The 24,084-nt window shown below is 61.2% G+C and carries 30 protein-coding genes and 1 tRNA gene; 11 read left to right on the top strand and 20 right to left on the bottom strand.

The window, feature by feature from the left end; translation table 11 throughout:
* Positions 1–26: 26 nt before the first annotated feature.
* From AWT76_RS06715 to AWT76_RS06695, 5 genes are all read right to left on the bottom strand, one after another.
* Positions 27–542, bottom strand: coding sequence for a DUF805 domain-containing protein (locus AWT76_RS06715; RefSeq protein ID WP_072245661.1), 516 nt, complete (start codon positions 540–542; stop codon positions 27–29).
* A 28-nt stretch (positions 543–570) separates the two neighbouring features.
* Positions 571–1,455 carry a succinate--CoA ligase subunit alpha gene (gene sucD / locus AWT76_RS06710; RefSeq protein ID WP_072245660.1) on the bottom strand — a complete coding sequence of 295 codons (885 nt, stop codon included), beginning with the start codon at positions 1,453–1,455 and terminating at the stop codon, positions 571–573.
* Between the two features lie 5 nt (positions 1,456–1,460).
* Complete coding sequence (sucC, locus tag AWT76_RS06705) at positions 1,461–2,654, bottom strand: ADP-forming succinate--CoA ligase subunit beta (RefSeq protein WP_072245659.1); 1,194 nt, start codon at positions 2,652–2,654, stop codon at positions 1,461–1,463.
* Between the two features lie 237 nt (positions 2,655–2,891).
* Positions 2,892–3,854, bottom strand: a complete 963-nt coding sequence (mdh, locus tag AWT76_RS06700; RefSeq protein ID WP_072245658.1) for a malate dehydrogenase — start codon at positions 3,852–3,854, stop codon at positions 2,892–2,894.
* A gap of 93 nt (positions 3,855–3,947) precedes the next feature.
* Positions 3,948–4,583, bottom strand: coding sequence for a 5'-methylthioadenosine/S-adenosylhomocysteine nucleosidase (locus AWT76_RS06695; protein WP_072247549.1), 636 nt, complete (start codon positions 4,581–4,583; stop codon positions 3,948–3,950).
* 251 nt (positions 4,584–4,834) lie between these two features.
* On the opposite strand from AWT76_RS06695, the gene AWT76_RS06690 reads away from it, so the two are divergent.
* Together AWT76_RS06690 and AWT76_RS06685 are read left to right on the top strand one after the other, a co-directional pair.
* Entirely contained in the window at positions 4,835–6,226 is a 1,392-nt protein-coding gene (locus AWT76_RS06690) for a methyl-accepting chemotaxis protein (RefSeq protein ID WP_072245657.1), read from the top strand.
* Between the two features lie 199 nt (positions 6,227–6,425).
* Positions 6,426–7,118, top strand: a complete 693-nt coding sequence (locus AWT76_RS06685) for a M48 family metallopeptidase (protein WP_072247547.1) — start codon at positions 6,426–6,428, stop codon at positions 7,116–7,118.
* Between the two features lie 92 nt (positions 7,119–7,210).
* On the opposite strand, the gene edd is transcribed toward AWT76_RS06685, so the two are convergent.
* Positions 7,211–9,016 carry a phosphogluconate dehydratase gene (gene edd / locus AWT76_RS06680; protein WP_072245656.1) on the bottom strand — a complete coding sequence of 602 codons (1,806 nt, stop codon included), beginning with the start codon at positions 9,014–9,016 and terminating at the stop codon, positions 7,211–7,213.
* 186 nt (positions 9,017–9,202) lie between these two features.
* Between edd and AWT76_RS16925 the strand changes: the two genes are divergently transcribed.
* Complete coding sequence (locus AWT76_RS16925; RefSeq protein ID WP_176699356.1) at positions 9,203–9,358, top strand: RSP_7527 family protein; 156 nt, start codon at positions 9,203–9,205, stop codon at positions 9,356–9,358.
* Positions 9,359–9,432: 74 nt separating this feature from the next.
* Positions 9,433–10,887 carry an amidophosphoribosyltransferase gene (gene purF, locus AWT76_RS06675; protein WP_072245655.1) on the top strand — a complete coding sequence of 485 codons (1,455 nt, stop codon included), beginning with the start codon at positions 9,433–9,435 and terminating at the stop codon, positions 10,885–10,887.
* A 72-nt stretch (positions 10,888–10,959) separates the two neighbouring features.
* Here purF and AWT76_RS06670 read toward each other — a convergent pair whose 3' ends face one another.
* Positions 10,960–11,529 carry a biotin transporter BioY gene (locus AWT76_RS06670; protein WP_072247545.1) on the bottom strand — a complete coding sequence of 190 codons (570 nt, stop codon included), beginning with the start codon at positions 11,527–11,529 and terminating at the stop codon, positions 10,960–10,962.
* A gap of 236 nt (positions 11,530–11,765) precedes the next feature.
* Here AWT76_RS06670 and rpsF point away from each other — a divergent pair, with 236 nt between their 5' ends.
* The 6 genes from rpsF to AWT76_RS06645 all read left to right on the top strand — a co-directional run bounded on the left by rpsF (position 11,766) and on the right by AWT76_RS06645 (position 14,765).
* Positions 11,766–12,119: a 30S ribosomal protein S6 gene (gene rpsF / locus AWT76_RS06665; protein ID WP_072247543.1), complete on the top strand. Its 354-nt coding sequence runs from the start codon at positions 11,766–11,768 to the stop codon at positions 12,117–12,119.
* A 14-nt stretch (positions 12,120–12,133) separates the two neighbouring features.
* On the top strand, positions 12,134–12,361 hold the full coding sequence (rpsR, locus tag AWT76_RS06660) for a 30S ribosomal protein S18 (protein WP_036700444.1): 228 nt from the start codon (positions 12,134–12,136) through the stop codon (positions 12,359–12,361).
* Positions 12,362–12,373: 12 nt separating this feature from the next.
* Positions 12,374–12,994, top strand: coding sequence for a 50S ribosomal protein L9 (gene rplI / locus AWT76_RS06655; RefSeq protein ID WP_072245654.1), 621 nt, complete (start codon positions 12,374–12,376; stop codon positions 12,992–12,994).
* Positions 12,995–13,069: 75 nt separating this feature from the next.
* Positions 13,070–13,231, top strand: a complete 162-nt coding sequence (locus tag AWT76_RS16920; protein WP_176699355.1) for a hypothetical protein — start codon at positions 13,070–13,072, stop codon at positions 13,229–13,231.
* Between the two features lie 108 nt (positions 13,232–13,339).
* On the top strand, positions 13,340–13,630 hold the full coding sequence (locus tag AWT76_RS06650; protein ID WP_245638839.1) for an ArsR/SmtB family transcription factor: 291 nt from the start codon (positions 13,340–13,342) through the stop codon (positions 13,628–13,630).
* An 88-nt stretch (positions 13,631–13,718) separates the two neighbouring features.
* Entirely contained in the window at positions 13,719–14,765 is a 1,047-nt protein-coding gene (locus AWT76_RS06645; RefSeq protein WP_072245653.1) for a YeeE/YedE family protein, read from the top strand.
* Here the strand turns inward: AWT76_RS06645 and AWT76_RS06640 are convergent.
* The 3 genes from AWT76_RS06640 to era are packed head-to-tail and all read right to left on the bottom strand — an operon-like array spanning position 14,753 to position 16,804.
* Entirely contained in the window at positions 14,753–15,574 is an 822-nt protein-coding gene (locus AWT76_RS06640) for a hypothetical protein (protein ID WP_072245652.1), read from the bottom strand. The genes AWT76_RS06645 and AWT76_RS06640 overlap by 13 nt on opposite strands.
* Complete coding sequence (locus tag AWT76_RS06635; protein WP_072245651.1) at positions 15,561–15,896, bottom strand: DUF1491 family protein; 336 nt, start codon at positions 15,894–15,896, stop codon at positions 15,561–15,563. The genes AWT76_RS06640 and AWT76_RS06635 overlap by 14 nt, the downstream gene beginning before the upstream one ends.
* Positions 15,893–16,804 carry a GTPase Era gene (gene era, locus AWT76_RS06630; protein ID WP_072245650.1) on the bottom strand — a complete coding sequence of 304 codons (912 nt, stop codon included), beginning with the start codon at positions 16,802–16,804 and terminating at the stop codon, positions 15,893–15,895. Before era ends, AWT76_RS06635 begins: the two co-directional genes overlap by 4 nt.
* A gap of 177 nt (positions 16,805–16,981) precedes the next feature.
* Here era and AWT76_RS06625 point away from each other — a divergent pair, with 177 nt between their 5' ends.
* Positions 16,982–18,103 carry an acyltransferase family protein gene (locus AWT76_RS06625; protein ID WP_176699354.1) on the top strand — a complete coding sequence of 374 codons (1,122 nt, stop codon included), beginning with the start codon at positions 16,982–16,984 and terminating at the stop codon, positions 18,101–18,103.
* 16 nt (positions 18,104–18,119) lie between these two features.
* Here the strand turns inward: AWT76_RS06625 and rnc are convergent, their stop codons facing one another.
* The 10 genes from rnc to AWT76_RS06575 all read right to left on the bottom strand — a co-directional run bounded on the left by rnc (position 18,120) and on the right by AWT76_RS06575 (position 24,083).
* Positions 18,120–18,806: a ribonuclease III gene (gene rnc, locus AWT76_RS06620; protein WP_072245648.1), complete on the bottom strand. Its 687-nt coding sequence runs from the start codon at positions 18,804–18,806 to the stop codon at positions 18,120–18,122.
* Positions 18,803–19,591: a signal peptidase I gene (gene lepB, locus AWT76_RS06615; RefSeq protein WP_072245647.1), complete on the bottom strand. Its 789-nt coding sequence runs from the start codon at positions 19,589–19,591 to the stop codon at positions 18,803–18,805. The genes rnc and lepB overlap by 4 nt, the downstream gene beginning before the upstream one ends.
* Positions 19,592–19,962: 371 nt before the next feature.
* Positions 19,963–20,037: transfer RNA gene (locus tag AWT76_RS06610), tRNA-Phe, on the bottom strand.
* Positions 20,038–20,132: 95 nt separating this feature from the next.
* Positions 20,133–20,312, bottom strand: a complete 180-nt coding sequence (locus tag AWT76_RS06605; RefSeq protein WP_072245646.1) for a DNA gyrase inhibitor YacG — start codon at positions 20,310–20,312, stop codon at positions 20,133–20,135.
* The gene (locus AWT76_RS06600) at positions 20,309–21,346 is read right to left on the bottom strand and encodes a ribonuclease E/G (RefSeq protein WP_072245645.1); all 1,038 of its coding nucleotides are present in this window, start codon (positions 21,344–21,346) and stop codon (positions 20,309–20,311) included. The genes AWT76_RS06605 and AWT76_RS06600 overlap by 4 nt, the downstream gene beginning before the upstream one ends.
* Positions 21,343–21,912, bottom strand: a complete 570-nt coding sequence (locus tag AWT76_RS06595) for a Maf family protein (protein ID WP_072245644.1) — start codon at positions 21,910–21,912, stop codon at positions 21,343–21,345. Before AWT76_RS06595 ends, AWT76_RS06600 begins: the two co-directional genes overlap by 4 nt.
* Before the next feature lie 4 nt (positions 21,913–21,916).
* Positions 21,917–22,135, bottom strand: a complete 219-nt coding sequence (gene infA, locus AWT76_RS06590) for a translation initiation factor IF-1 (RefSeq protein ID WP_072245643.1) — start codon at positions 22,133–22,135, stop codon at positions 21,917–21,919.
* Between the two features lie 99 nt (positions 22,136–22,234).
* Positions 22,235–23,104, bottom strand: a complete 870-nt coding sequence (locus tag AWT76_RS06585) for a carbon-nitrogen hydrolase family protein (protein WP_072245642.1) — start codon at positions 23,102–23,104, stop codon at positions 22,235–22,237.
* Positions 23,101–23,688 (bottom strand): GNAT family N-acetyltransferase, encoded by a 588-nt coding sequence (locus AWT76_RS06580; protein ID WP_072245641.1) that lies wholly within the window; start codon positions 23,686–23,688, stop codon positions 23,101–23,103. The genes AWT76_RS06585 and AWT76_RS06580 overlap by 4 nt, the downstream gene beginning before the upstream one ends.
* A complete protein-coding gene (locus AWT76_RS06575; RefSeq protein WP_072245640.1) occupies positions 23,685–24,083 on the bottom strand; it encodes a ketosteroid isomerase-related protein in 399 nt (132 codons plus the stop codon). Before AWT76_RS06575 ends, AWT76_RS06580 begins: the two co-directional genes overlap by 4 nt.
* Between the last annotated feature and the right edge of the window lies 1 nt (position 24,084).

Raw genomic sequence — 24,084 nt, 5'->3', positions numbered from 1 at the left:
CCTGTTCAAGTCGAAAAAGGCGCGTATCAGCGGACGCGCGGTTCGGGGCCGTATGTGTTTGCACCGCGCTGGCTGGGCCGCGACATCCACCAGATAATCACCAGACCGGCCAGAAGTTGCGCCACGCCAAGCGCCACCACCGTCGTGGCCGATGCGCCGACGCCCATCATGGCCCCCGGCCCCATGGGTTCGCCGTTCATCATGTTGCCCATACCGCCTGCCATCATGGCGCGGGTCAGGCTGCCACTGACAAGCGTGCTGACCACAACGATGCCCGATGGCACCAACAGCCACCAACCGGGGCGCCCGGTATCTTGTAGCCGCCGCCAGCCAACGGCAAGGAAGGGCAGGAAGATTACAAGCTGGAACAGCGCGACAAGCGTGCCGCTGCCCCGGCCAAGAAGAAGCATTTCCAGCAGGCCAATCACGAAAGCGCCTGCGAAAACGAATAGGAAAAACCACCAGTATTCCGGCCTGCGCGCGCGGCCCTTGAAGGTAAAGGCGTTGCGAAACCCGCGGGTTACTGCATCTGCGAAGGTCATTCCCGTTACTCCTTGGCCGGGCGCGGGGTTACTTGCCGATCGCCGCCAGAACGGCCTCGCCCAGACCGGCGGGGCTTTCGGCCACGACAATGCCTGCGCTTTTCATGGCTTCGATCTTATCCTCTGCGCCGCCTTTGCCGCCAGCCACAATCGCGCCAGCATGACCCATGCGGCGGCCCGGAGGTGCGGTGCGACCCGCGATGAAACCCGCAACCGGCTTCTTGCGCCCGCGCTTGGCTTCGTCTTTCAGGAATTGTGCGGCTTCTTCTTCTGCGCTGCCCCCGATTTCCCCGATCATGATAATCGATTCGGTCTCATCATCGGCCAAAAACCATTCCAAAACGTCAATATGCTCGGTCCCTTTGATGGGATCGCCGCCGATACCGACGCAGGTCGATTGGCCAAGGCCCACATCGGTGGTCTGCTTCACGGCCTCATAGGTCAAGGTGCCGGACCGGCTGACCACGCCCACCGACCCACGGCGGTGGATATGACCGGGCATGATGCCGATCTTGCAGGCGTCGGGCGTAATCACACCGGGGCAGTTCGGCCCGATCAGGATGGATTTGCTATCCATCAGCGCGCGCTTGACGCGCATCATGTCCAGCACCGGAATACCTTCGGTGATGCAGACGATCAGTTCCATCTGCGCGTCAATCGCTTCAAGGATCGAGTCTGCCGCGAAGGGCGGCGGCACATAGATGACCGACGCGTTGGCTTCGGTCTTTGCTTTCGCTTCGTGCACGCTGTCGAACACAGGCAGGTTCAGATGGGTCTGGCCACCCTTGCCCGGCGTCACACCGCCGACCATTTGCGTGCCATAAGCGATGGCCTGTTCGGAATGGAACGTGCCCTGAGAGCCGGTGAAGCCCTGACAGATAACCTTGGTGTTTTTATCGACGAGAACTGCCATTGGTCTTATCCCTTCACCGCTTTGACGATCTTCTGCGCGCCGTCTTTCAGGTCGTCCGCCGCGATCACGTTCAGGCCGGAATTCGCAATGATCTCCTTGCCTTTTTCCACATTCGTGCCTTCAAGGCGCACCACCAGCGGCACTTGCAGGCCGACCTCTTTCACCGCGGCGATCACGCCTTCGGCGATGATGTCGCAGCGCATGATGCCGCCGAAAATGTTGACCAAAATGCCTTTGACATTCGGGTCAGAGGTGATGATCTTGAAAGCTTCCGTCACCTTCTCACGCGTTGCGCCACCACCCACGTCAAGGAAGTTGGCAGGTTCGGCACCATACAGCTTGATGATGTCCATCGTCGCCATGGCCAGACCGGCGCCGTTGACCATGCAGCCAATTTCGCCATCCAGCGCGATATAGTTCAGGTCATATTTGCTGGCTTGCAGTTCCTTGGGGTCTTCTTCCGTTTCATCGCGCAGCGCCAGAATGTCCGACTGACGATACAGCGCGTTGGAATCGAAGCCCATCTTCGCGTCCAGACATTTCAGATCGCCCGCATCGCTGACGATCAGCGGGTTGATTTCGATCATCTCTGCATCACGCTCGACGAACAGCTTATACAGCTTGTTCACAAGGTCCACGCATTGCTTGACCTGCTTGCCTTGCAGCCCCAGCGCAAAGGCCACGCGGCGGCCATGGAAGCCCTGAATGCCCGTGGCCGGATCGACAGAGAAGGACAGGATTTTCTCGGGCGTGTTGGCCGCGACTTCCTCGATGTCCATACCGCCTTCGGTGGACACGACAAAGCTGATGCGGCTGGTCACACGGTCGACCAGAAGTGCCAGATACAACTCGCGTTCAATGTCGGACCCGTCTTCGATGTAAATGCGGCCCACCTGCTTGCCGGCGGGGCCGGTCTGGTGCGTGACCAACGTGCGGCCCAGCATCTGCTTGGCCATCTCTTCGGCTTCGCCTACCGACTTGGCCAGACGCACGCCGCCCTTTTCACCGGCGGATGCTTCTTTGAAATGTCCTTTGCCGCGACCGCCGGCATGGATCTGCGCCTTGACCACCCAAAGCGGGCCATCCAATTCGCCTGCGGCGGTTTTCGCTTCCTCGGCGCGCAGCACAACGCGACCATCCGAGACCGGCACCCCGTAAGAGCGCAGCAGCCCTTTGGCCTGGTATTCGTGAATATTCATGACACTGTCCCATTTCGGCTTTCAGTTGCACCGTGCATGGCAGAAACATGACAAAAAACAATGGCAAACTGCGTCAAAATCTCGCAACGCGACCGAAATCGAAATTTTGTGATCACTTGATTGAAAACTGTGATCACAATTCCAACGCGGTATCGCTATCAACGGGTTAGCGACCGAGACATGAAAAAAGGGCCGCGACTCGGGCGGCCCTTTGCAAGCTGTTCTGGCTATGGTGGTTTACGCCAGCGTCGGGTCAATGGCCTTGCAGGCCTCGACCAAGCCTTTCACTGCATCGACCGATTTGTCGAACATCGCTTGCTCGTCCTTGGCCAACTTGATGTCGACGACCTTCTCGATGCCGTTCGCGCCGATAATGGTCGGCACGCCTACATACATGCCCTTCAGCCCGAATTCGCCGTCGCAATAGGCCGCGCAGGGCAGCAGGCGGCGCTGGTCTTTCAGATAGGCTTCGGCCATCTCGATTGCGCTGGTGGCAGGCGCGTAGAACGCCGAGCCGGTTTTCAGCAGGCCGACGATCTCTGCGCCACCATCGCGGGTGCGCTGCACGATCGCATCCAGCTTGTCTTGGGTGGTCCAGCCCATGCTGACCAGGTCGGGCAGCGGAATACCGGCCACGGTGGAATACCGGGTCAGCGGCACCATGGTATCGCCATGGCCGCCCAGCACGAAGGCGGTGACATCGCGCATGGACACGTTGAATTCCACGCTGAGGAAATGGCGGAAGCGTGCCGAGTCCAGCACACCCGCCATGCCGACGACCTTGTTATGCGGCAGGCCAGAGAATTCGCGCAGCGCCCAGACCATCGCATCGAGCGGGTTGGTGATGCAGATCACGAAGGCTTCGGGCGCGTTATCGCGGATACCTTCGCCCACGGCCTTCATGACCTTCAGGTTGATGCCCAAGAGGTCGTCACGGCTCATCCCCGGCTTGCGCGGCACGCCCGCGGTCACGATGCAGACATCAGCCCCCGCGATATCGGCATAATCGGTGGTGCCTTTCAACGCCGCATCGAACCCTTCGGACGGGCCGGATTCGGCGATGTCCAGCGCCTTGCCTTGCGGGGTGCCGTCAGCAATGTCGAACAGGACGACATCGCCCAATTCCTTGAGCGCAACGAGATGCGCAAGCGTCCCGCCAATCTGTCCGGCACCGATAAGTGCGATTTTGGGTCTGGCCATGATGGGTCTCCGGCTCTGTCAAAAAAGATGGCACTTGCGTAGTGCGCTTTGCAAGGTTGCGCAAGAGCGCGTCCCCGTGGTCGCGCAAACAGGCTATTGCAGCGCAAGACTGCCCTGTTCCAAAGCGGCGCGCAGATGGTCCAGCGCAACCGCGAGGTTTTCATCCACGATATGCAGGTATTCGGTCCAGCTATGCAGCCCGTCCAGCGGCGCGGCCCCGTCGGAAATACCGCGCAGCGCGATCAGCGGCAGGCCATACCGTTGGCAGGCGCGCAGCACGGCAAAGCTTTCCATATCGACCATATCCTGCGCGATGGCGTTGTAACCCGTGCCCGACACCACATTCGCCCCGGTGGACAAGCTGGCCTGCGCCAGCCCCGGCACAGATGGTGCAAGCGGCAGCACGGGCGGCAGGTCCAAAAGCGGGGTTGCACCTTTTTCAAACCCCAGGGCAGAGGCATCCATATCGCGATAAGCGACATGGCTGGCCTGATACACTGCGCAATGCTCCAGCCGTGCCGATCCGGCAGAGCCAAGGCTGACCACCAGATCGGGCAAGCCATCGTCACGCGCCATCCCCTCTAGCGTGGCGGCCATGACCACCGCGGCCTCTACCGGGCCAATGCCAGTCATCACCGGCTGGATGCGCGCTTGCAAAAAGGGGCCATATTCGGGCGCTGCCGCCATCTGGAACAAGATGCGCTTGTCGCCCCACTGCGCGACCCTCATGCGCGGCGACCCATTTGCATTGCGCCATTCGGGCGGGCGACGCGCGCGGGCGGATGGAAATACATAAAGGCACCTCTTGCTCTGCGCTGTCTTGTAACCCGGCCCTGCACCCAAGGCGAAAGTGAATACCATGCTGCGGGCCATGTGGCACGGTTCTTGCTTGGCAACAGACAGTCCGCCCCAGCCTAAAACAATGGGGAAAACGACCGTTATCAATCCGACATTGTGGCAGTAAATCCTAGAAGGTTCCTATGACCAGCGCAATCCAAGACCTGACGACATTGACCAAAATCGCAGACACGGATCATGCAGCGATCTCCAAGGCGTTGCTACAGATGGTGGATGAAACCCAAGCCACGATCCAGTTCCGGCCAGATGGAACGATCCTCTATGCCAATGCCAATTTTCTGGCCGCCGTCGAATACACGTTGGACGAGATCACCGGGCGTCATCATCGGATTTTTGTGGATCGCGACTACGGTCAAAGCCCCGAGTATCGAAAATTCTGGAACGACATTCGCGCCGGGCAGGTCTTTACCGGGCAATTTCCGCGCGTGACCAAATCGGGCCAAACGATCTGGATTCAGGCAACCTATGCCCCCGTCAAGAACGCTGATGGCGTGATTGAACGCGTGGTCAAAGTTGCGACCGATGTCACGGAACAGGTTCACGCCATCGAAGACATCGCCCAAGGGCTGTATCGGTTGCGCGAAGGGGATCTGACGACCTTGGTGCCCGTCAGCAGCTTGGCCGGAATGGCCCGCATTGCCGATGCGCTGAACCAAGCCATGACAAAAACCGCCGAATTGATCGGCAAAACAAGCTATGTGGCCGCGCTTGTTGAGGAAACAGGGTCCAAGCTGAACACCCAGTCCCAAGAATTGCAGGACCACACCAATAGCGCCGCGTCCAGCCTTGAAGAAACCGCCGCCGCTTTAGAAGAACTGTCGGCGGGATCACGGTCCACCGTGAACAGCGCCAAGCAGATCGAAACCATGACGAACGCCACGCGCGAACGCAGCGAGGCGAGCACGGAAATCGTGTCAGAGACGAATGCCGCGATGGACCGGATCAAGAAGGCCTCGCGCAAGGTGTCGCAGATCGTGGATGTGATCGAAGGGATCGCGCTGCAAACCAATCTACTGTCGCTCAACGCCTCTATCGAGGCGGCGCGCGCAGGGGCCGCAGGACGTGGCTTCGGTGTTGTTGCGTCGGAAGTGCGCGAGTTGGCGCAACGATCCTCTGCCGCAGCCAAGGAGATCACCGTCCTGATCGAAGCAAGCGCCCGCGAAGTCAATGACGGTGCGCAGCTTGTTGGCAAAACCGAAGAGGCATTGAATGATATTCTCAGCAGTATCAACGCGGTCTCGCAAAGCGCATCCGAAATCGTGGCCACCACGACCGAACAATCCTTGGCGTTGAACAATATCAGTTCCGCAGTCGCACAGTTGGACAGAACCACGCGCGACAATGCCGTTCTTGCCGATCAGGCCGCCCATGCAAGCGAAAGCCTGACCCGCACGTCCAGCGAGCTGAGCAACGAGTTGAGCTTTTTCAAACTTGGGAATTCTGCGGGCGGGTCATCGCCGTTTGCGGCACAAGCATCTGCGCATAGAAAACCGGCGTCGGCGCGCCTTCAATAACCGCACTGGGCAGGCTGCGCCCCGAAACACGGCAACACGTCCCACCAAGCCATGCCAGCATGGCTTGGTGTTTGGCGCAACACCCGCAGGCGGACACGGCGATCATCTACACCGCATGGTCATCACGCAGGGCAATCTGACACATCTGTGGCCCCGAAACCGCATTGCCAGAAAGCCTGCAACGCCCCATATCTTGGGCATGTTGAAACTCTCGCCCTTTCTGTTGGCCATCGGCTACGCGCTTGTCATGTATATGCTGTCTGCCTGGCGCACCAAGCGCGAGTTGGATGCGAAATCGACCGAACTGGCCGACCCAAGGCTGAAAAGGCTGACCGACCATTTCGCAGGCGCGGTCGGCGTGCCCGCGATCAAAGTGCATATCTATGAGATAGAGCCGGTCAACGGGCTGGCTGCCCCCGATGGGCGCATCTTCATCACACGGGGGTTTTACAACCGCTACCGCACAGGCGAGGTGACGGCCGAGGAAATGGCCAGCGTGATCGCGCATGAACTGGGCCATGTGGCGCTTGGCCATACCCGCAAACGGATGATCGACTTTTCCGGCACCAACGCCATTCGCATCGCATTGGCGGCGGTGTTCAGCCGGTTCCTGCCGGGCTTGGGCGTGGTCTTGGCCAATGCGTTGACCGCACTTTTGGCCTCCAAGCTCAGCCGCAATGACGAGTATGAGGCAGACGCCTATGCCTCTGCCCTGATGCTCAAGGCCGGGCTGGGAACGGAACCGCAAAAATCGCTGTTTCGCAAGCTGAACGCGCTGACGGGGGTGGGCGGTGGACTGCCCGCTTGGATGATGAGCCACCCGTCAACCGAAGACCGCATTCGCGCGATCGAGGAAAACGAGGCACGCTGGAAGCTGGCCCCCGAAGATTAGGGGGCGCTACCCATGGCTTTTGGTTTGGGGGCGCTGCCCCCGCCGCACCTTCGGTGCGACTCCCCCGGGATATTTTTGCAAGGATGAATGGGTCAGACGACGACCCCTGCCCCTTCGGTGGAATCCCCCACATTGGCGCGGAACACTTTGAACAATTCGCGCCCGATGCCGTAATCATTGGCCGAAAGGTCGATGGTGACAAGCGCGCGGCTGTCGAAATCGGGCTCCAAAACGTCCAGCCTGCCCTTTGTCGCGTCAAGCCGCACGCGGTCGCCATCGCGCAGCTTTGCCAGCGGGCCGCCCTTGGCCGCTTCGGGTGCCACATGAATCGCGGCGGGCACCTTGCCGCTGGCCCCCGACATGCGCCCATCAGTGACAAGCGCCACTTTCAACCCACGATCTTGCAGCACCGACAGGATCGGCGTCAGAGAGTGCAGTTCGGGCATGCCATTGGCGGCAGGGCCTTGGAAGCGGACAACGACGATGGTGTCTTCGGTGATCTGCCCCGCTTGGAATGCGGTTTTGACATCAACCTGATCGTGGAAAATGCGCACGGGCGCTTCGATCACATGGCGCGACGGGTCCACCGCCGAGACCTTGATAACCCCCTGCCCAAGATTGCCCGACAGTTGTGCCAGCCCGCCAGATTTCTGGAACGGGTCAGACAGGGGCCGCAGGATCTTGTCATTCAGCGTTTCGCCTGCGCCATCTTCCCAGACCAGCGCGCCGTCGCGCAATTTGGGTTCCTGCGCATAGCGTTTCAGCCCGTCGCCCGCGACGGTGCAAACATCATCATGCAGCAACCCCGCATCCAACAATTCGCCAATCATGAAACCAAGCCCGCCCGCGGCGTGGAAATGGTTCACATCGGCCAGACCGTTTGGATAGACCTTGGCCATCAAGGGCACGTTGGCAGAGATATCGGCGAAATCTTCGAGTGTTAGATGAATACCCGCCGCGCGCGCCATGGCAGGCAGGTGCAGCACAAGGTTGGTTGACCCGCCCGTGGCCATCAGCCCGACCATGCCATTGACGAAGGCGCGCTCATCCAGCACCTGCCCCGCCGGGCGATAATCATTGCCAAGCGCCGTGATTTCCAGCGCGCGTTGGGCAGAGGCGGTGGTCAGCGCCTCTCGCAACGGCGTGCCGGGATTGACGAAGCTTGCGCCCGGCAGGTGCAGCCCCATGAATTCCATCAGCATCTGGTTGGTGTTCGCCGTGCCATAAAAAGTGCAGGTGCCGGGGCCGTGATAGCTGGCCATCTCAGCCTTCATCAACTCTTCACGCCCGATCTCGCCCTTGGCGAATTGCTGGCGGACCTTCGCCTTTTCGTCATTGGGCAGACCACTGACCATAGGGCCTGCGGGCACGAACACGGTGGGCACATGGCCGAATGTAGCGGCGGCAATGATCAGGCCCGGCACGATCTTGTCGCAGACGCCAAGGTAAACGGCAGCGTCAAAACAATTATGGCTCATGGCGACGCCAGCCGCCAAGGCGATCGTGTCGCGCGAGAACAGGGACAATTCCATCCCCGGCTGGCCTTGGGTCACGCCGTCGCACATGGCGGGCACGCCGCCTGCAACTTGCGCGGTCGCCCCCACGGCGCGGGCTGCGGCGCGAATTTTCTCGGGGTAATGCTCGAACGGTTGATGCGCCGAAAGCATGTCATTATACGCCGTCACAATCCCCAGATTGGGCGCGCGACCACCGGCAAGCGTGTCCTTGTCGCCCCCCATGGCGGCATAGGCATGGGCTTGGTTGCCGCAAGACAGATGCGCCCGCACCGGCCCGGCTTCGGCGGCGCGCGCCATGCGGTCCAGATAGGCATCGCGACTGGCTTTGGAGCGCGCGCGGATGCGGTCGGTCACGGCTTCGATGGTGGGGTTAAGCGGCATGGCGTGTCCTCCGGTCAAAGGCTGTGCGGCTACTGGCACGGATGTAATCAGTTAGCGCTAACAAATCAATGGGCACCGCTCAGCCCTGCGCAAAATGCAAAGCGGCATTGCGAAACTGGTGGATGCACTGCTGCACCGCAGCATTTACATGACGGCTGCAAACGGCATATGCGCAAGGAGCAGAACATGCACAAGAACGACAATTTCGCGACCGACATGGCCGACCTGACCCGGCTGGAACATGAAGCCCGCCGCTTGCGCGCAGCCTTCATGGCAGAGATGTTTGCCGCCGCTTGGCACGGATTTGTGAGCCTGTTCGCGACACGCCGCACCGCAAGCTGACCCACAAACAGGTGACAGCCCCGGCGCAATGCGTTAGAGCGGGCGCAACTTCTGGCCAGCCGCGAGTTGCCCCCATGCTCAGCCACCCGTTCGATGATGACAAGCTACGCGAAGAATGCGGCGTTTTCGGCTGTATCGGGGTGGATGACGCCGCCAGTTTCGTCGCCCTTGGCCTGCACGCGCTGCAACATCGCGGGCAAGAAGCGGGTGGAATCATCACCCATCACCCCGAATCGGGCTTTCAGTCTGCGCACAGGTTCGGGCTTGTTCGTGACAATTTTACGAAAGCGGGCGTGATCGAAACACTGCCGGGGCGCATTGGCATCGGCCATGTGCGCTATTCCACGGCAGGGTCCAAGGGGGCCACGCAGATCCGCGATGTGCAACCCTTCTTTGGCGAATTCGCCATGGGCGGCGCGGCGATTGCGCATAACGGCAACATCACCAACGCCGATGCAATTCGGCGCGAGTTGATCGAGCGCGGCTCTATTTTTCAATCCAGCTCTGACAGCGAATGCCTGATCCACCTGATGGCACGGTCGTTCCAGCAGACCATCCCAGAACGGATGAAAGACGCGCTGCGCCGGGCAGAGGGAGCGTTTTCCGTTGTTGCCATGACCCGCACCAAGCTGATTGGGGTGCGCGACCCGCTGGGCGTGCGCCCGCTGGTGCTAGGCACGTTGCATGGCGGTTGGGCGCTGGCATCGGAAACCTGCGCATTGGACATTATCGGCGCCGATTTCGTGCGCGAGATCGAACCGGGCGAAATGGTCGTCATCAGCGACAAGGGCGTGGAAAGCATGCGCCCCTTCGCGCCACAGAAATCGCGGTTTTGCGTGTTCGAACATGTGTATTTCTCGCGTCCCGACAGCTTTTTCGGTGGCCGCTCGGTCTATGAAACGCGGCTGCAAATTGGCGTGGAACTGGCACGCGAAGCCCCGGTTGATGCCGATCTGGTCTGCCCGGTGCCCGATAGCGGCACGCCCGCTGCCATTGGCTACAGCCAAGCATCGGGCATTCCTTTCGCCCTGGGGATTACCCGCAACCAATATATGGGCCGAACCTTCATTGAACCGTCGCAGCAGATCCGGTCCATGGGGGTGCGGCTGAAGCTGAACGTGAACCGCGCGCTTATTCGCGGCAAGCGGATTATCCTTGTGGACGACTCGGTGGTGCGCGGCACGACCAGCCAGAAGATCAAGGAAATGATCCTCGAAGCGGGTGCGAAAGAGGTGCATTTCCGCATCGCCTCTCCGCCGACCGCATGGCCATGCTTCTACGGGGTTGATACGCCCGACCGTGAAAACCTGCTGGCCGCGCAGATGACCGAAGACCAGATGCGCGACCATATCGGGGTGGATAGCCTGAAATTCGTCTCGCTGGACGGGTTGTATCGCGCCGCGGGCGAAGCAGAGGGGCGCAACAATTCTTGCCCGCAATATTGCGACGCATGTTTTTCCGGCGAATACCCGGTCGCCCCGCATGACATGCTGGAACGCGGCTTCCAGCCCAAACACGCGGCGGAATGATCCTGTTACATCCTGGCTGTCGCACATAAAAAAGGCGGGCCAAAAGCCCGCCTTTTCAGAACTTTGGCGTAATCACTTCACGCGATCTTTCAGCGCCTTGAACGCGCCCGACACGATCAGCGCGGCAACAGCCACCTTCACCACTTCGCCCAGCAGGAACGGTGCGGCACCGGCCATGAACGCGCCTTGCAGGGTCAGCGGCGTGACAGCGGTCAGCCATAGGGTGCCCGGCACAAACAAAAGCGCGGTTGCGATCAGCGCGGCGGCGAACAGGCCAAAACCACGGTTCAAGCCGCGCTCCACCAGCCAGCCCATGACAAAGGCCATCGCGACAAAGCCCATCAGAAAGCCGAAGGTCGGGCCGAACATATAGGCGGCACCCGCCGCGCCACCTGCGAAGACAGGGAAACCCAGCGCGCCTTGCGCCAGATACGCCACCAGCGTGGCCCCGGCCAAGCGCGCACCGTAGGTCAGGCCGATCAGCATGATGGCCAGCGTCTGCAGCGTCATCGGCACGGGGAACATCGGCACGCTGATCTGCGCGGACATGCCCACCAGTACCGACCCGAACGCCACCATCGCCAATTTGCGCGCCAGCGAGCTGTCGGCCCCAAGCGATGTCATCAGAGGAGTATGAGCCATAAAAGCCCCCTTTTTGCGAAACAATCTTGCGTCACTTATGCGACAGTCATGGCGCGCTGACAAGAGCGCGCGCATTTGTTTGCGCTTGAAGCGCCGCGCGCTTGCGCCCCGCGCCATTTGCCGCTAAGGGACCACATCTTTCCGCGAAGCTTTCACCGGTGCAGCTCTCGTAGGCAGGGGCGGAAAGGTTATTGCCCTGCTTTTTGAAATGCGCCCAGCACATGAATGGAGATCGCATGCCGCTATACGAGCATGTCATGATCGCGCGTCAGGACCTGTCAAACACGCAGGCCGAAGCGCTTATCGAACATTTTGGCACGGTTCTGGCCGATAATGGCGGGAAACTGGTTGATCACGAATATTGGGGCGTGAAAACCATGTCCTACAAGATCAACAAGAACCGCAAGGGTCACTACGCTTTCTTGCGCTCTGATGCGCCCGCCGCCGCGGTGCAGGAAATGGAACGCCTGATGCGCCTGCATGACGACGTGATGCGCGTTCTGACCGTGAAGGTCGACGCCCATGAAGAGGGCCCCTCGGTCCAGATGCAGAAACGTGACGAGCGCGAACCGCGCCGCCGCGCATCGTGAAGGAGAGCTGAACCATGGCAACCAAACCGTTTTTCCGTCGCCGCAAGGTTTGTCCCTTCTCGGGCGAGAATGCCCCAGCGATCGACTACAAGGACACGCGCCTGCTGCAACGCTACATTTCCGAGCGTGGCAAGATCGTGCCCTCGCGCATCACCGCCGTGTCGGCAAAGAAGCAGCGTGAACTGGCCCGCGCCATCAAGCGCGCCCGCTTCCTTGCGCTGCTGCCCTACGCTGTGAAGTAAGGAGAACAGATCATGCAAGTTATCCTACTGGAACGCGTGGCCAAGCTTGGCCAAATGGGCGATGTCGTGAACGTAAAGCCCGGTTACGCCCGCAACTTCCTGCTGCCGCAGGGCAAGGCGCTGCGTGCGTCGGACGACAACATCAAGTCGTTCGAAGCCCGCAAGGCCGAATTGGAAGTGCAGAACTTGGAAACCAAGAAAGAAGCGCAGGACGTGGCCCAGCGTCTGGATGGCACGACCTATGTCGTGATCCGTCAGGCATCGGATGCTGGCGCGCTGTATGGCTCTGTCAGCACCCGCGACGTGGCGGATCTGCTGGCCGAAGCCGGCGTGACCATTGAGCGCCGCCAGATCGTGATCGGCCAGCCGATCAAGGTTCTGGGCATTCACACGATCCTGCTGAACCTGCACCCCGAAGTGGATGCGGAAATCCGCCTGAACGTGGCCCGTTCCGCGGAAGAAGCTGAATTGCAGGCTTCTGGCAAATCCATTCAGGAATTGGCCGCCGAAGAAGAAGCGGCTGCGGAATTCGAAATTTCGGAACTGTTCGATGAAATCGGCAGCGCCGGGATGGATGAAGACGGATATGACCCGCGCGGTCGCGGCGACAGCGAAGACCCGCGCGACGCCTGATCGTTTGCACCCCACCCAATTCGGGGTCACACTGCACGAAACGCACCCGCCAGTTCGCTGGCGGGTGTTGTCGTTGTGTCCCGCGACATGCCGCTTTTTCACGCATTTTTCCTGCAAGCCCGGGTATATGCGGAATGGAATGACTTTATCTTGGGCGGCTGGCTTGTTTTACAGCGCTCGACGTTCTACATATTCAAACGACTGCAACTGATGGCGCAGCACATGGCCGAAGGGTAAGCGGCTGATTGAGGGGAAAGAGATATGTCTCTGGACACGCAGAATTTGGTTTTGGAGCAAGAGGCTTCGGCACAGTCCGGCACTTGCGGCAGTGTTGCACCAACCGACATGCTGGATCAGGCACAGGCGGCCTCTGCCTTTTTAAAGGCGCTGGCGCATGAAGGGCGGCTGATGATCCTGTGTCACCTGTCCACGGGCGAGAAATCTGTGGGCGAGTTGGAAGAGCTTCTGCAATCGCGGCAGGCTGCCGTCAGCCAGCAACTGGCCCGCTTGCGGCTGGAAGGGATCGTGACCTGTCGGCGCGAGGGCAAGACGATCTACTACGCGCTGCACGACCAAAAGGCCGAACGCCTGATCGGCGTGGTCTATGACATGTTCTGCGCGCAGGCGCAGTCCTGATTTTCCCGTGACGCTGCGTTGGGCATTCTGTATACTCTGACATACGGCAGGCCCACGCCCCTGTGGGCCAACCTGTTGGAGGAGCTGAATGTGGGATTTACCCGCGCCGGTGCTAGCCGGTAGCGCCGGTCTGCTGATCGGCATCATTCTGGGCGTCGCCGCGCGTATGGGCGATTTTTGCACATTGGGCGCTATTGAAAGTGCCGCCTATGGCGGTGACCAAAGGCGCGCGCGCCTGTGGGGCGTTGTGCTGGGCGTGGCCATCCTGACGCTGTTTGGCGCAGAAGCCTTGGGGTTCGCGCTTATTTCGCAAAGCCCGTATCACCAGATCGCGTTCAACCCCTTTGCCGCCATCTTTGGCGGACTGCTGTTTGGCTACGGTATGGCACTGGCCGGAAATTGCGGCTTCGGCGCGCTGGTTCGGCTGGGCGGTGGCGATTTGCGGTCATTCCTGATTGTCATGATTATGGCCATCGCCGGGTTCATTACCTTGGCCGGGCCGCTGTCGCCGCTGCGTGTGGCGCTGTTTCCAGAGGTTGAAACAACGGTTCCACAAGGGTTTGCCCATGCCTTCGCAAGGATGACCGACCTGCCGCCCTTGCTTTTTGCCGCGCCCATCGGGCTGGGGTTGATCTGGGTCGCGGTGCGGCACCCGGATTTGCGGCACAACCGCGCGACGATCGGCTGGTCGGTGGTGGTGGGGCTGACCATTGCCGGGGCGTTCATTGCAACATCATGGCTGTATCGTGCGACGCTGGATGCCGTGCCAGTTGAAGGCTTTACTTTCACCGTGCCGCTGGGCCGCGCCATTCTGTATCTGATGACCGCCAGCGCGGGCGGGTTGAACTTTGCCGTTGGCTCTGTGGTCGGTGTGGTGCTGGGCGCGGCGCTGGCCGCAGCATGGCGCCGCCGCTTCCGTTGGGAAGCCTGCGAAGACCCGCGCGAATTGGGCCGTCAGGTTGCGGGCGCGTCCATGATGGGCGTGGGCGGCGTGATCGCCATGGGCTGTTCGGTCGGACAAGGCGCATCGGCCATGGCAACATTGTCATATTCAGCGCCGGTGGTGTTCCTAAGCATCGTGGTTGGCGCGCTGATCGGGTTGCGCCAGTTGTTGCGCGGGTTTCAGTCGGTCTGATCTGAACCAGCGCGAAACGTGACAAGGTTGCGGAACCCGGCCGCGCGCATTTCCGCCGCCGCCCCCTGCGGCAAGGTGCCGGGTGCAAAGATCAGCCCGCGCGCGCTGCCGGTATGCGCGGCCACCCACCCCAATGCCCCGACCCGCGCGGCAAGCTGCGCGGTTGGGTCATCGGCGCGCCCCCGCAGGTTCAGGCACCGCTTGGCGCTGAGGGTGGCCAGCGCCGCGAATTCGGCCAGATCGCGCGCTTGCGCCCAATCCGCCACAAGATCGCTGATATCAGGAAAGCGGGTGTCACGGGGGTCTGTGCGTTGCCCATGCCCCCAAAGGCCCCCGATAATCTGATAGCCCGGCAGCGGCGGAAGCGGTTGCAAACTGCGTCCTTCCCGAGAGGCCCAAAGCACCCGTTCCGGCTGGTCAAGCCAGATCGGATCGCTGGCCCCTTCGCTGCGCAGGCAGGCCCGCACCAGCGCCGGGTCGGGGCCGCAAACCCCGGCAAGCCGTGCCAAGGCCACAAGGCTTGCCGTCGACACCCCCATCCCCTGCCCCGGCGGCACCAATGCGCGCAGTCGCACATGGCCAACCAGCGTGCAGCCCAAAGCCCGCAAAAAGCGCCGCGCCCGCCCGGTGCTGAGCCCTGCGCCCTGCACCCGCAGTGGCCCTTGTCCGGGCAGATATGACACTTGCAGCACGGGGTGCGGACAGGGCAAGCTGACCAATGCGACCGGTCCCTCTGGCCCAAGCCGCCCTTGCAACCATTCCCCGAAATGGCCCGCTTGGTGCAACACGCGGGCCTTAGGCAAGCCCATCCTCGTCCAGCAGGTGGCGCCCGCGCGCATCTTCTAGTTCGATCACCCAAAGGTCGCTGTCAAAGCCGCGTTGGCGCGAAACCGCCGCGTCAACCTCTGCTTCTGGCCCTTCGATCAAAACCTCCCAAATGCGGGTGTCGCTTGCGAAATCGTAGCGGCGGATATAGGCGCGCGCGCCGCCATCCATCAGCGCCAGCTTGACCAGCACGGCCCCTGCCGTTGTGTCCCCTTTAGCGATGACATAGGCCGGGATGCCCGCCAGTTGCAGCCGCTTCAGATAGGCCGCAACCCAGATACCTGTTGCCAGCCGCGCCCCGCTCATGCGTTGCCGTCGCGGAACTCCAGCCCCATCTCGGAATAGCGCTCGGATTCCTCCATCCAGTTTTCGCGCACCTTCACTTGCAGGAACAGATGCACCGGGCGGCCCAGAAACTCGCTGATTTCGGCGCGCGCCGCAGTGGAAATGGCCTTGATCGTCTCGCCCTTATGGCCCAGCACGATGCCCTTATGGCCATCGCGCATGACATAGATCGTCTGGTCAATCCGGGCAGAGCCATCCGTGCGCTCTTCCCAATTCTCGCTCTCGACCGTCAATTGGTAGGGCAATTCTTCGTGCAGGCGCAGGGTCAGCTTCTCGCGCGTCATTTCGGCGGCAATCATGCGCATGGGCAGATCGGCAATCTGGTCTTCGGGATAAAGCCACGGTCCTTCGGGCAATTGCCCGGCCAGCCAGTGTTTCAGATCGTCCACACCATGCCCGCGCTCGGCAGAGATTAGGAAGGTCTGCGCGAAAGGATAGGCGTCGTTCATCTTGGCGGTCAGCGCCAGCAGTGCTTCAGATTTCACACGGTCAATCTTGTTGATGGCCAGCGCCACTGTCTGCTTGGGCGTAACACGGTCGCGCAGCGTGTCCAGAATGCTTTGCACCCCGTCGGTCAGGCCGCGATGCGCTTCGATCAACAGCACGATCACATCGGCATCCGCCGCCCCGCCCCAAGCGGCCGCGACCATGGCGCGGTCCAGACGCCTGCGCGGACGAAACAGGCCCGGCGTATCCACAAAAACCAGTTGCGACGGCCCATCCAGCGCCACACCCCGAATCCGGGTGCGCGTGGTCTGCACCTTGTGGGTGACAATGCTGACCTTGGCCCCCACCATCCGGTTGGTCAGGGTGGATTTGCCCGCATTGGGTTCACCGATCAGGGCTATGAAGCCCGCGCGTGTGGTCATGGAAAACGTCCTGATTGCCTTTGACTGCCGTGTTTACCCGGTTTCGCGCGGTCCCGCCAGTGCGGATACACCCCGCCACCCCGCAACTGGCCCGGCGCATTCCGACCCCATCTTTGCCGAAATTGTGACCCGATTGCTTGCTACGCCGCCACCGTTAGGTTTGTGGAGTGTGTGGACGTGTTTAGACCATCAAAGTCAGATTTCGAGACAAAAGCCCAGCACCGGGCCAAATTGGTGGCCAGTGGTCTGACCGAATATCCAAATTTCGATTGGCTCAGGATCTTCCTCGCCTCGGCGGTGTTCTGGGTTCATGCCGGGTCGGTCAGCCATCTGAATTTCGCAGGCGATCTGTTCGTGCAGATTTTCTTTGCCCTTAGCGGTTTCCTGATTGGCGGGATCATCCTGCGCATGACTCGTGCCGACCTGCCCCGGTTTTTCTACAATCGGACCATTCGCATCTGGCTGCCCTTCTTTGCCGCCATCGCCGCACTCTATGGCGCAGCCTATCTGAAAGAGGGCTTTGCGCCCTATTTCTGGCAGGCGCTGATCTACGATCTGACCTTCACACATAATTTCTTCATAGAAAAAACGCCCGAGGTCATCACCGCCCTGCCAATGAACGGCACCGGATCGCACTTTTGGTCAATCGCCGTGGAAGAACAATTCTACCTGATGGCGCCCATCCTGATCCTGTTCGTGTCGGTGGCGAAATACTGGATGACATGGGTGGTCATTGCGCTGGCCGCGGCGCTGTTGGAAACATGGTATGGCAGCGTTTCTGCCGGTGTTCTGGCTGCAATGCTGCAACGCCGTTTCGGGAACTGGCATATCCGGCCCTGGGCCGTTGCGGCGCTGATCGGCAGTTGCGCGGTCACGATCGCATTCTGGGCGACGGACGCGGTCCCCTATCGGCAATATGTCCCGCTTCTGGCCATTTCTGTCGTGCTGCTTTGCGCCCAACCGGGGCAACGGACGCGCTTTGGCAGTTGGGCCGGGGGTATTTCCTTTCCAATGTATCTGAACCATTGGATAGGCCTGTTCATTGCAGGTGTCATCGCCAGCCGCTTGCCGGGGCTTGGTATTGTGACGGCCGATATCATCGGCTTTGCAATGGCGATCGGGATTGCCGCCTTTGCTTACAAGATGATTGACCTCAACCTGTATAAATACCGCGCATCGTGGTATTCACCCGCTTTGGGCTATGCCAGCATGACCGGCGTGTATACGCTGATGGTCTTGGGGTTGGTTCTGGGGTTTTATCTGGTCGGGCCGCTAGAGACGGCGCCAAGCACCATGTGACCAGCGGCCTGACCCGTTATTCTGCGTCATCCAACTGCGCCAGAAGCGCGCTTGCAGCCTGATGTTCGGCCTGCCGCTTGCTTCCGGCAGAAGCGCGCGCAACAGCCCCATTTTCCAACCGCACCTCTATGGTGAACTGCGGCGCGTGGTCGGGGCCAGAGCGCCCCGCCTCGGCATAGGCGGGCAACGCCATGCCGCGCGCCTGTGCCCATTCCTGCAACAGCGTCTTGGCATCGCGCGAATCCGCCTCCACCAAGGACACGCGGTCGCCCCAAAGGCTAAGGATCACATTGCGCGCCACAGTGAACCCAGCGTCAAGGTAGACTGCGGCGATCACCGCTTCCATGGCATCGCCAAGAATCGCCATCTTGCGCCGCCCGCCAGAGAGCATCTCTGACCGGCCCAGCCGCAACACTGCCCCAAGGTCGATTTCCCGCGCGATTTCGGCGCAGGTTTCCTTGCGCACCAGCGCGTTATAGCGCGGGGCAAGCTGGCCTTCGCGTGCGGCCTTGTCGGCGGCCAAAAGCGCCTCGGACATCACAAGACCCAGCACCCGGTCGCCAAGGAACTCCAACCTTTGGTTGTCGGGCCGCGACGGCGTGGAAATTGACGGGTGCGTCAGCGCGCGCAGAAGCAATTCGGGGCGGTCAAACTCATGCCCCAACCGCGTCATAAAGGCCGTTATCTCGCGCGACAGTTTCACCGAAGCGCCTCGAAGAAGCGATCCCCCCGCCATGTCCAGAACATGTACAACGAGCGGCCCTCGGCAGAGAAGACCACGTGGCGCGCACGCCCGATCAGGTGGTCGAACGGCACGAAGCCCACACCACCAACACTGCGCGGCATCCGGCTGTCGAGCGAATTGTCGCGGTTGTCGCCCATGAAGAAGAATTCGCCGTCCGGCACGGTAAAGACCGGCGTGTTGTCCGCCGCACTATTGTCCGAGATATTCAACACCGGGTAGCTGACCCCGTTCGGCAGCGTTTCGATCATACGCGATTTCAGGCAATCGCCGCCCTCGCCCACCGGCGCATTCTCGCAGCGCGGAAACTGCTGCGACGAACCTTGGCGCGCATACTCCTCGCTGAAATCACCATCGGGGGTTTGCGGCACGGGCTCGCCATTCAGAATGATCTGGCCATCACGGATTTGCACCGTATCCCCCGGCAACCCGATTAGCCGCTTGATGTAATCGGCCCCCGTGCCGGGATGTCGAAACACCACGATATCGCCGCGCTCTGGGTCGGACGCGAAAATACGGCCCGAAAACGGGCATATCGCGAAGGGACAGGAATAACGTGAATAGCCATAGGCCATTTTGTTCACGAATAGGAAATCCCCGATCAACAAGGTTTCCTTCATAGACCCAGAGGGAATCCAGAAAGGCTGAAAGAACAGGGTGCGGAACAAGCCCGCGATCAAAAGCGCATAGAAGATCGTTTTCACGTTCTCCCACAGCCCGTCTTTCTTGCCATCACTTTTTGCCATGCGCCCGGTATCCGCTGCTAAATTGCGTTGCGCGTGTCATGGGCGGGGACGTGTCCGAAGTCAAGCGCAGCAAACCCTGCCAAGAAAACCCCTGGCCGCGCGCCTTAAGCGATCCCGCCGCGCACATGCTCCGGCAAGCCGTCCGAACAACCAATGCGCCGCGCATCGCGGAGCAGTCGGGGCAGAAACCGCCCCCATAGCGCGGCACTATTCGCGGTTGGCACACCTTGCCGTGGCATAACGCAAAGCAATGCTGGGAAACGAGCACGCAAGACGGCGATAACTGATATATCCGTCGCAGGATAGCGTCAAACCCGGTCCGAGCAAGGACCACACATGACCACAAAACCCAAACATTTCAGCTTGTTAAGTGGTGCCCGGGGGCGGAATCGAACCACCGACACGAGGATTTTCAATCCACTGCTCTACCCCTGAGCTACCCGGGCACGGGTTTCGCAGCGCGGCTGTTTTTGGCCTGCCCTGCTGGGTAGCGGTGTATTATGTCACGCTGGTTTCACTGTCCAGAGGCAAATCGAAAAAACTAATGCGATTCAGGCAGGTTTGGCGGGTCCGTCACCACGTCATCCTCTGCATCGGTCAAGGGCACGGGGATGGCGTAATCCGCCCGCAACCAGCGCGCGAGGTCGATATCGGCGCAGCGACGCGAGCAAAAGGGGCGATACTCTGCCAGCGCGGCTTTGCGGCAAATCGGGCAGCTCATGGCAACAGCACCGACAGCGCCACGCGGTCGCGTTTGCGGGTCAGCTCAAAATTGCCTAAGGGCGTGAAGCCGGCCAGCACCGTGTCGCGCCCGTCGCGTTTGAACGCGGCGCTCAGAACCTGTTCCAGCACTTGTTTTTCGCGTTTCGGATAGGGCGCAAGGTCGATGACCACCTGACCGCCAAGCCCGCGCAAGCGCAACTCGCGCGGCAGGGCGCGGATCGCGGCGATATTGGCTTTCAACCCGGCGGCGGGGCTGGTGTCGGGGCCTGTGTTGATATCCACAGCGACCAACGCGCGGGTGGGTTCGATCACCATGGACGCGCCATGGGCCAGACCCACGTCGGCGCGGGTCAGCTTGTCAAGCGCATCGTCCACCCCGTGCCGCACGAAACTGCCAGCGGCGTCATCCAGCGTGTCGGCATCCGCCCAGTCGCGCCAAGCCAGTTCATGGGCACCCGGTGCAGCCAGCAGCAATTCGGGCGCGCCGGTCAAATCGCCCAGCACCTGTTCGGCAAGGCTGCGCATTTGCAATATGTCATCGGCGATATCTGCCTCTTGCGCATCCATGCAGGCAGAGCGCAGGATCAGGCCAAGCTTGTCCCCTGCCCCTTCCATACAGTCGCGCGCCAGCGCATCCAGATCGGCGCGCAGCGCGTCATCGTCAATCTGGCGCGAGATGTTCAGGCCCGGCGCATCGGGCGTGACAATGGCGAAGCGGCTTTTGAACAGCAGGCGCGTGGTGACAGGCACGGCCTTGCCCTGCTCTGCCAGCCCTGTCACCTGCACAAGGATCGGATCGCCGGGCCGCAGCCCTTTTGTCTGGCGCAGGAACCCGCTTTGTCCATTTGGCAGGTCGACAAAAGCGCCCCCCATGCCCTTCACGGGCCGTCCCAGCTTTCCGCGAAAGAGCGACTCGGGCGGGGTGACCCAATCTGGCGGGTCGATCAGGAAATCATCTAGAATACCATCGACCATAAGCGCTGCGGCCTGCCGTTCGCCGATATGGTCCAGCGCAATCGTGCTGCCTTTCATGCGTTCCACCTGTAGCCAGCCGCGCGCAAAAGCTGCGCGGTTTCCATTGCGGGCAGGCCCATCACGCCGGTGTAAGACCCTTGCATCCACGGGATAAAGGCTGCGCCCAAACCCTGAATGGCATAGCCGCCCGCCTTGCCCTGCCATTCGCCAGAGGCAAGATAAAGGTTCACCTCCTCGTTGGACAGGCGCTTCATCTTGACCGCGCTGACTTGGGTGCGCGTCCAGATCTGCGCGCCATGGCGCAGCGCGATCGCGGTAATCACCTCGTGCCGCCGCCCTGATAGTTTATGCAGGAATGCCGCCGCTTCGCCCGCATCGGCAGGCTTGCCCATAATCCGCCGCCCCAATGCAACCGTTGTATCGGCACAAAGCAGCAGATCATCCGGGTCGGTGGCAATTGCATCCAGCTTGGCCCGCGTCACCCGTTCGCAATAGGGGCGCGGCAATTCGGCTTTCAGCGGCGTCTCGTCTATATCCGCCGCGACAACCTTGTCGGGCGTGATGCCAAGCTGCGCCAGAACCTCTAGCCGCCTTGGACTGCCAGAGCCGAGAATCAGGCGCATCGGCTTACTTGAAGCGGTAATTGATCCGCCCCTTGGTCAGGTCATAGGGTGTCATTTCCACCTGAACTTTGTCGCCAACCAGAACACGGATGCGGTTTTTCCGCATCTTGCCTGCCATATGCGCATTGATCTCATGGCCGTTTTCCAGCTCGACCCGAAATGTCGCATTAGGCAGGAGTTCTCTGACGACACCGGGAAATTCGAGCAGTTCTTCCTTGGCCATGGTCACTCCGTCCGTTGTGGGCGCGCGTCTTGCGCGCGTGCGCTGCTAGATGCGCGCATCGCGGGCTTTTTTCAAGGCAAATATGCAAAACCGGCCGTGTTAGCCCGGCCCAAGCCGCATTTTCTGCTCGGGCCAGTGGGCATGGTTCAACACGGCCCCATCCCGGCGCACGGCATGAATGGTGGCCCGATCAATCTCCGCCACCGCCCAACCCGGCGCATTGAGCGCGGTTTCGGCCAGAATGCCGGTATCGGGAAAGCCACGGTCGGGCGGGCCATAGATGGCGGCAGCCCCGGTATTCATATCCACCGCCGGGCACCAATCCGCCGCGCCGACCGTGGGCGCGTGGACCACCACGCATTGGTTTTCCAGCGCGCGGGCCATGGCACCAACCTTGACGCGGGTATATCCCGCCAGCCCTTCGGTGCAGGACGGCACAAGAAGAATCTCTGCCCCGGCTTCGGCCAGCGCACGGCCCAGAAGCGGGAATTCGGCGTCGTAGCAGATCAGAATGCCAATGCGCCCCAGCGGCGTGTCGAACACGCGCAGCCCGTCTTGGCCGGGGGCGATGTTCCATTCTTCACGCTCGAACCGGGTCATGATCTGCTTGTCCTGATGGCCGATCACCCCCTTCGGTCCATAAAGCGTTGCACAGTTCACCGGGTGCCCTGCCGGGCCGCGCGCGGGTGCGCTCGCGCCAAGGATATAGACGCTGTGTTGCGCCGCGAGGACGCCGTGCAAGGCAGCCACGCGCGGGGCATGGCGCATCACCTCTTGCAGCGCGGCGTCCAGATCGGCGGCAACCTTGGCCCCGCCCAAACTGGCCAGCTCCATCGCCCCATATTCGGGAAACACCAACAGTTCCGCCCCGGTGGCCGCACCCGTTGCAACCCAAGCGCCCAGCTTTGCGGTATACGCATTCCAATCGGTCAGAAAATCCAGCGGGTAAGCGGCAGCGGCAAGTTTCATAGCGCGCGCATCCAGACTTGCAGGGGTTTCGCGGTGTCCGTCGCATCGCCAAGATCGCGCCATGTGAATTGGGCCACCACGCCCGGCAGCGGCGCATAACCGCGTTTGCGCCAGAACCCATCCAGCGGGCGGTAGCCATGGGGCCGTGCGGGGTGGTCCTCTGGCCGTTTCACACTGCAAAACGCGGCAAAACGCAGGCCCAAAGCGCGCGCGTGCTGCTCGCGCAGGTCGAAAAAGCGGTGGCCCGCCCCCTGCCCCCGGTAGTCGGGCAGCAGCACCGACTCGGCACAGTAGAAGATCTGCTCGGGGTTATGATCGGTGCCCTCAAAGGCCGCGCGAAATTCCGGGTCGGCATCGACCATCGGCAGGCCCGTCGCGGCCCCCACCAGCCGGTCACCATCAAACGCCGCGGCCACGATAGCGCGCGGGTTGTCGCGGTAAACCGCCAAATATCCGCGCTCATAACCCAGATCGCCCGCATATAAATAGGGCCAGTCATGGAACACGCGGATGCGCAACGCCGCAAGCCCGTCAATGACCGCATCTATCGCGGCCCCCGTCAAAGCCTGATACCGCAAGCTCATGCCGCGACCTGTGCGATCCAGTCTTGCAGGTTATAATAGGTGGTCACGCGGGTAATCTGGCCCTCCTTCAGCGCAAAGAACGACCCGGCGGGCAGAACATAGGCCTGCCCCCGCGCCTCTGGCAGGCCGGGATCGGTTTGCAGATATTCGCCATGCACCATGAATTCCGCCGCCGCGCGGGAGCCATCTTCGGACAGGAAAACCACCATATCGCGCAATTCTTCGCGGTAGCTGACGCCCATATGGCTGCAAAACTCGGCAAAGGCCGCCCGCCCGCGCCGGACCTCTCCTTGATTGACATGGTGCTCCACGTCATCAGACACCAGCGACAGCATGGTGTCTGTGTCACCTGCGTTGAACGCGGTGAAATACTGCTCAATAATTGCGCGGCTCATG

This window comes from Roseibaca calidilacus, assembly GCF_001517585.1.
GTDB lineage: Bacteria > Pseudomonadota > Alphaproteobacteria > Rhodobacterales > Rhodobacteraceae > Roseinatronobacter > Roseinatronobacter calidilacus.
Note: the sequence above shows the minus strand (reverse complement) of the source record. Positions and strands in the feature narration are given on the sequence as shown.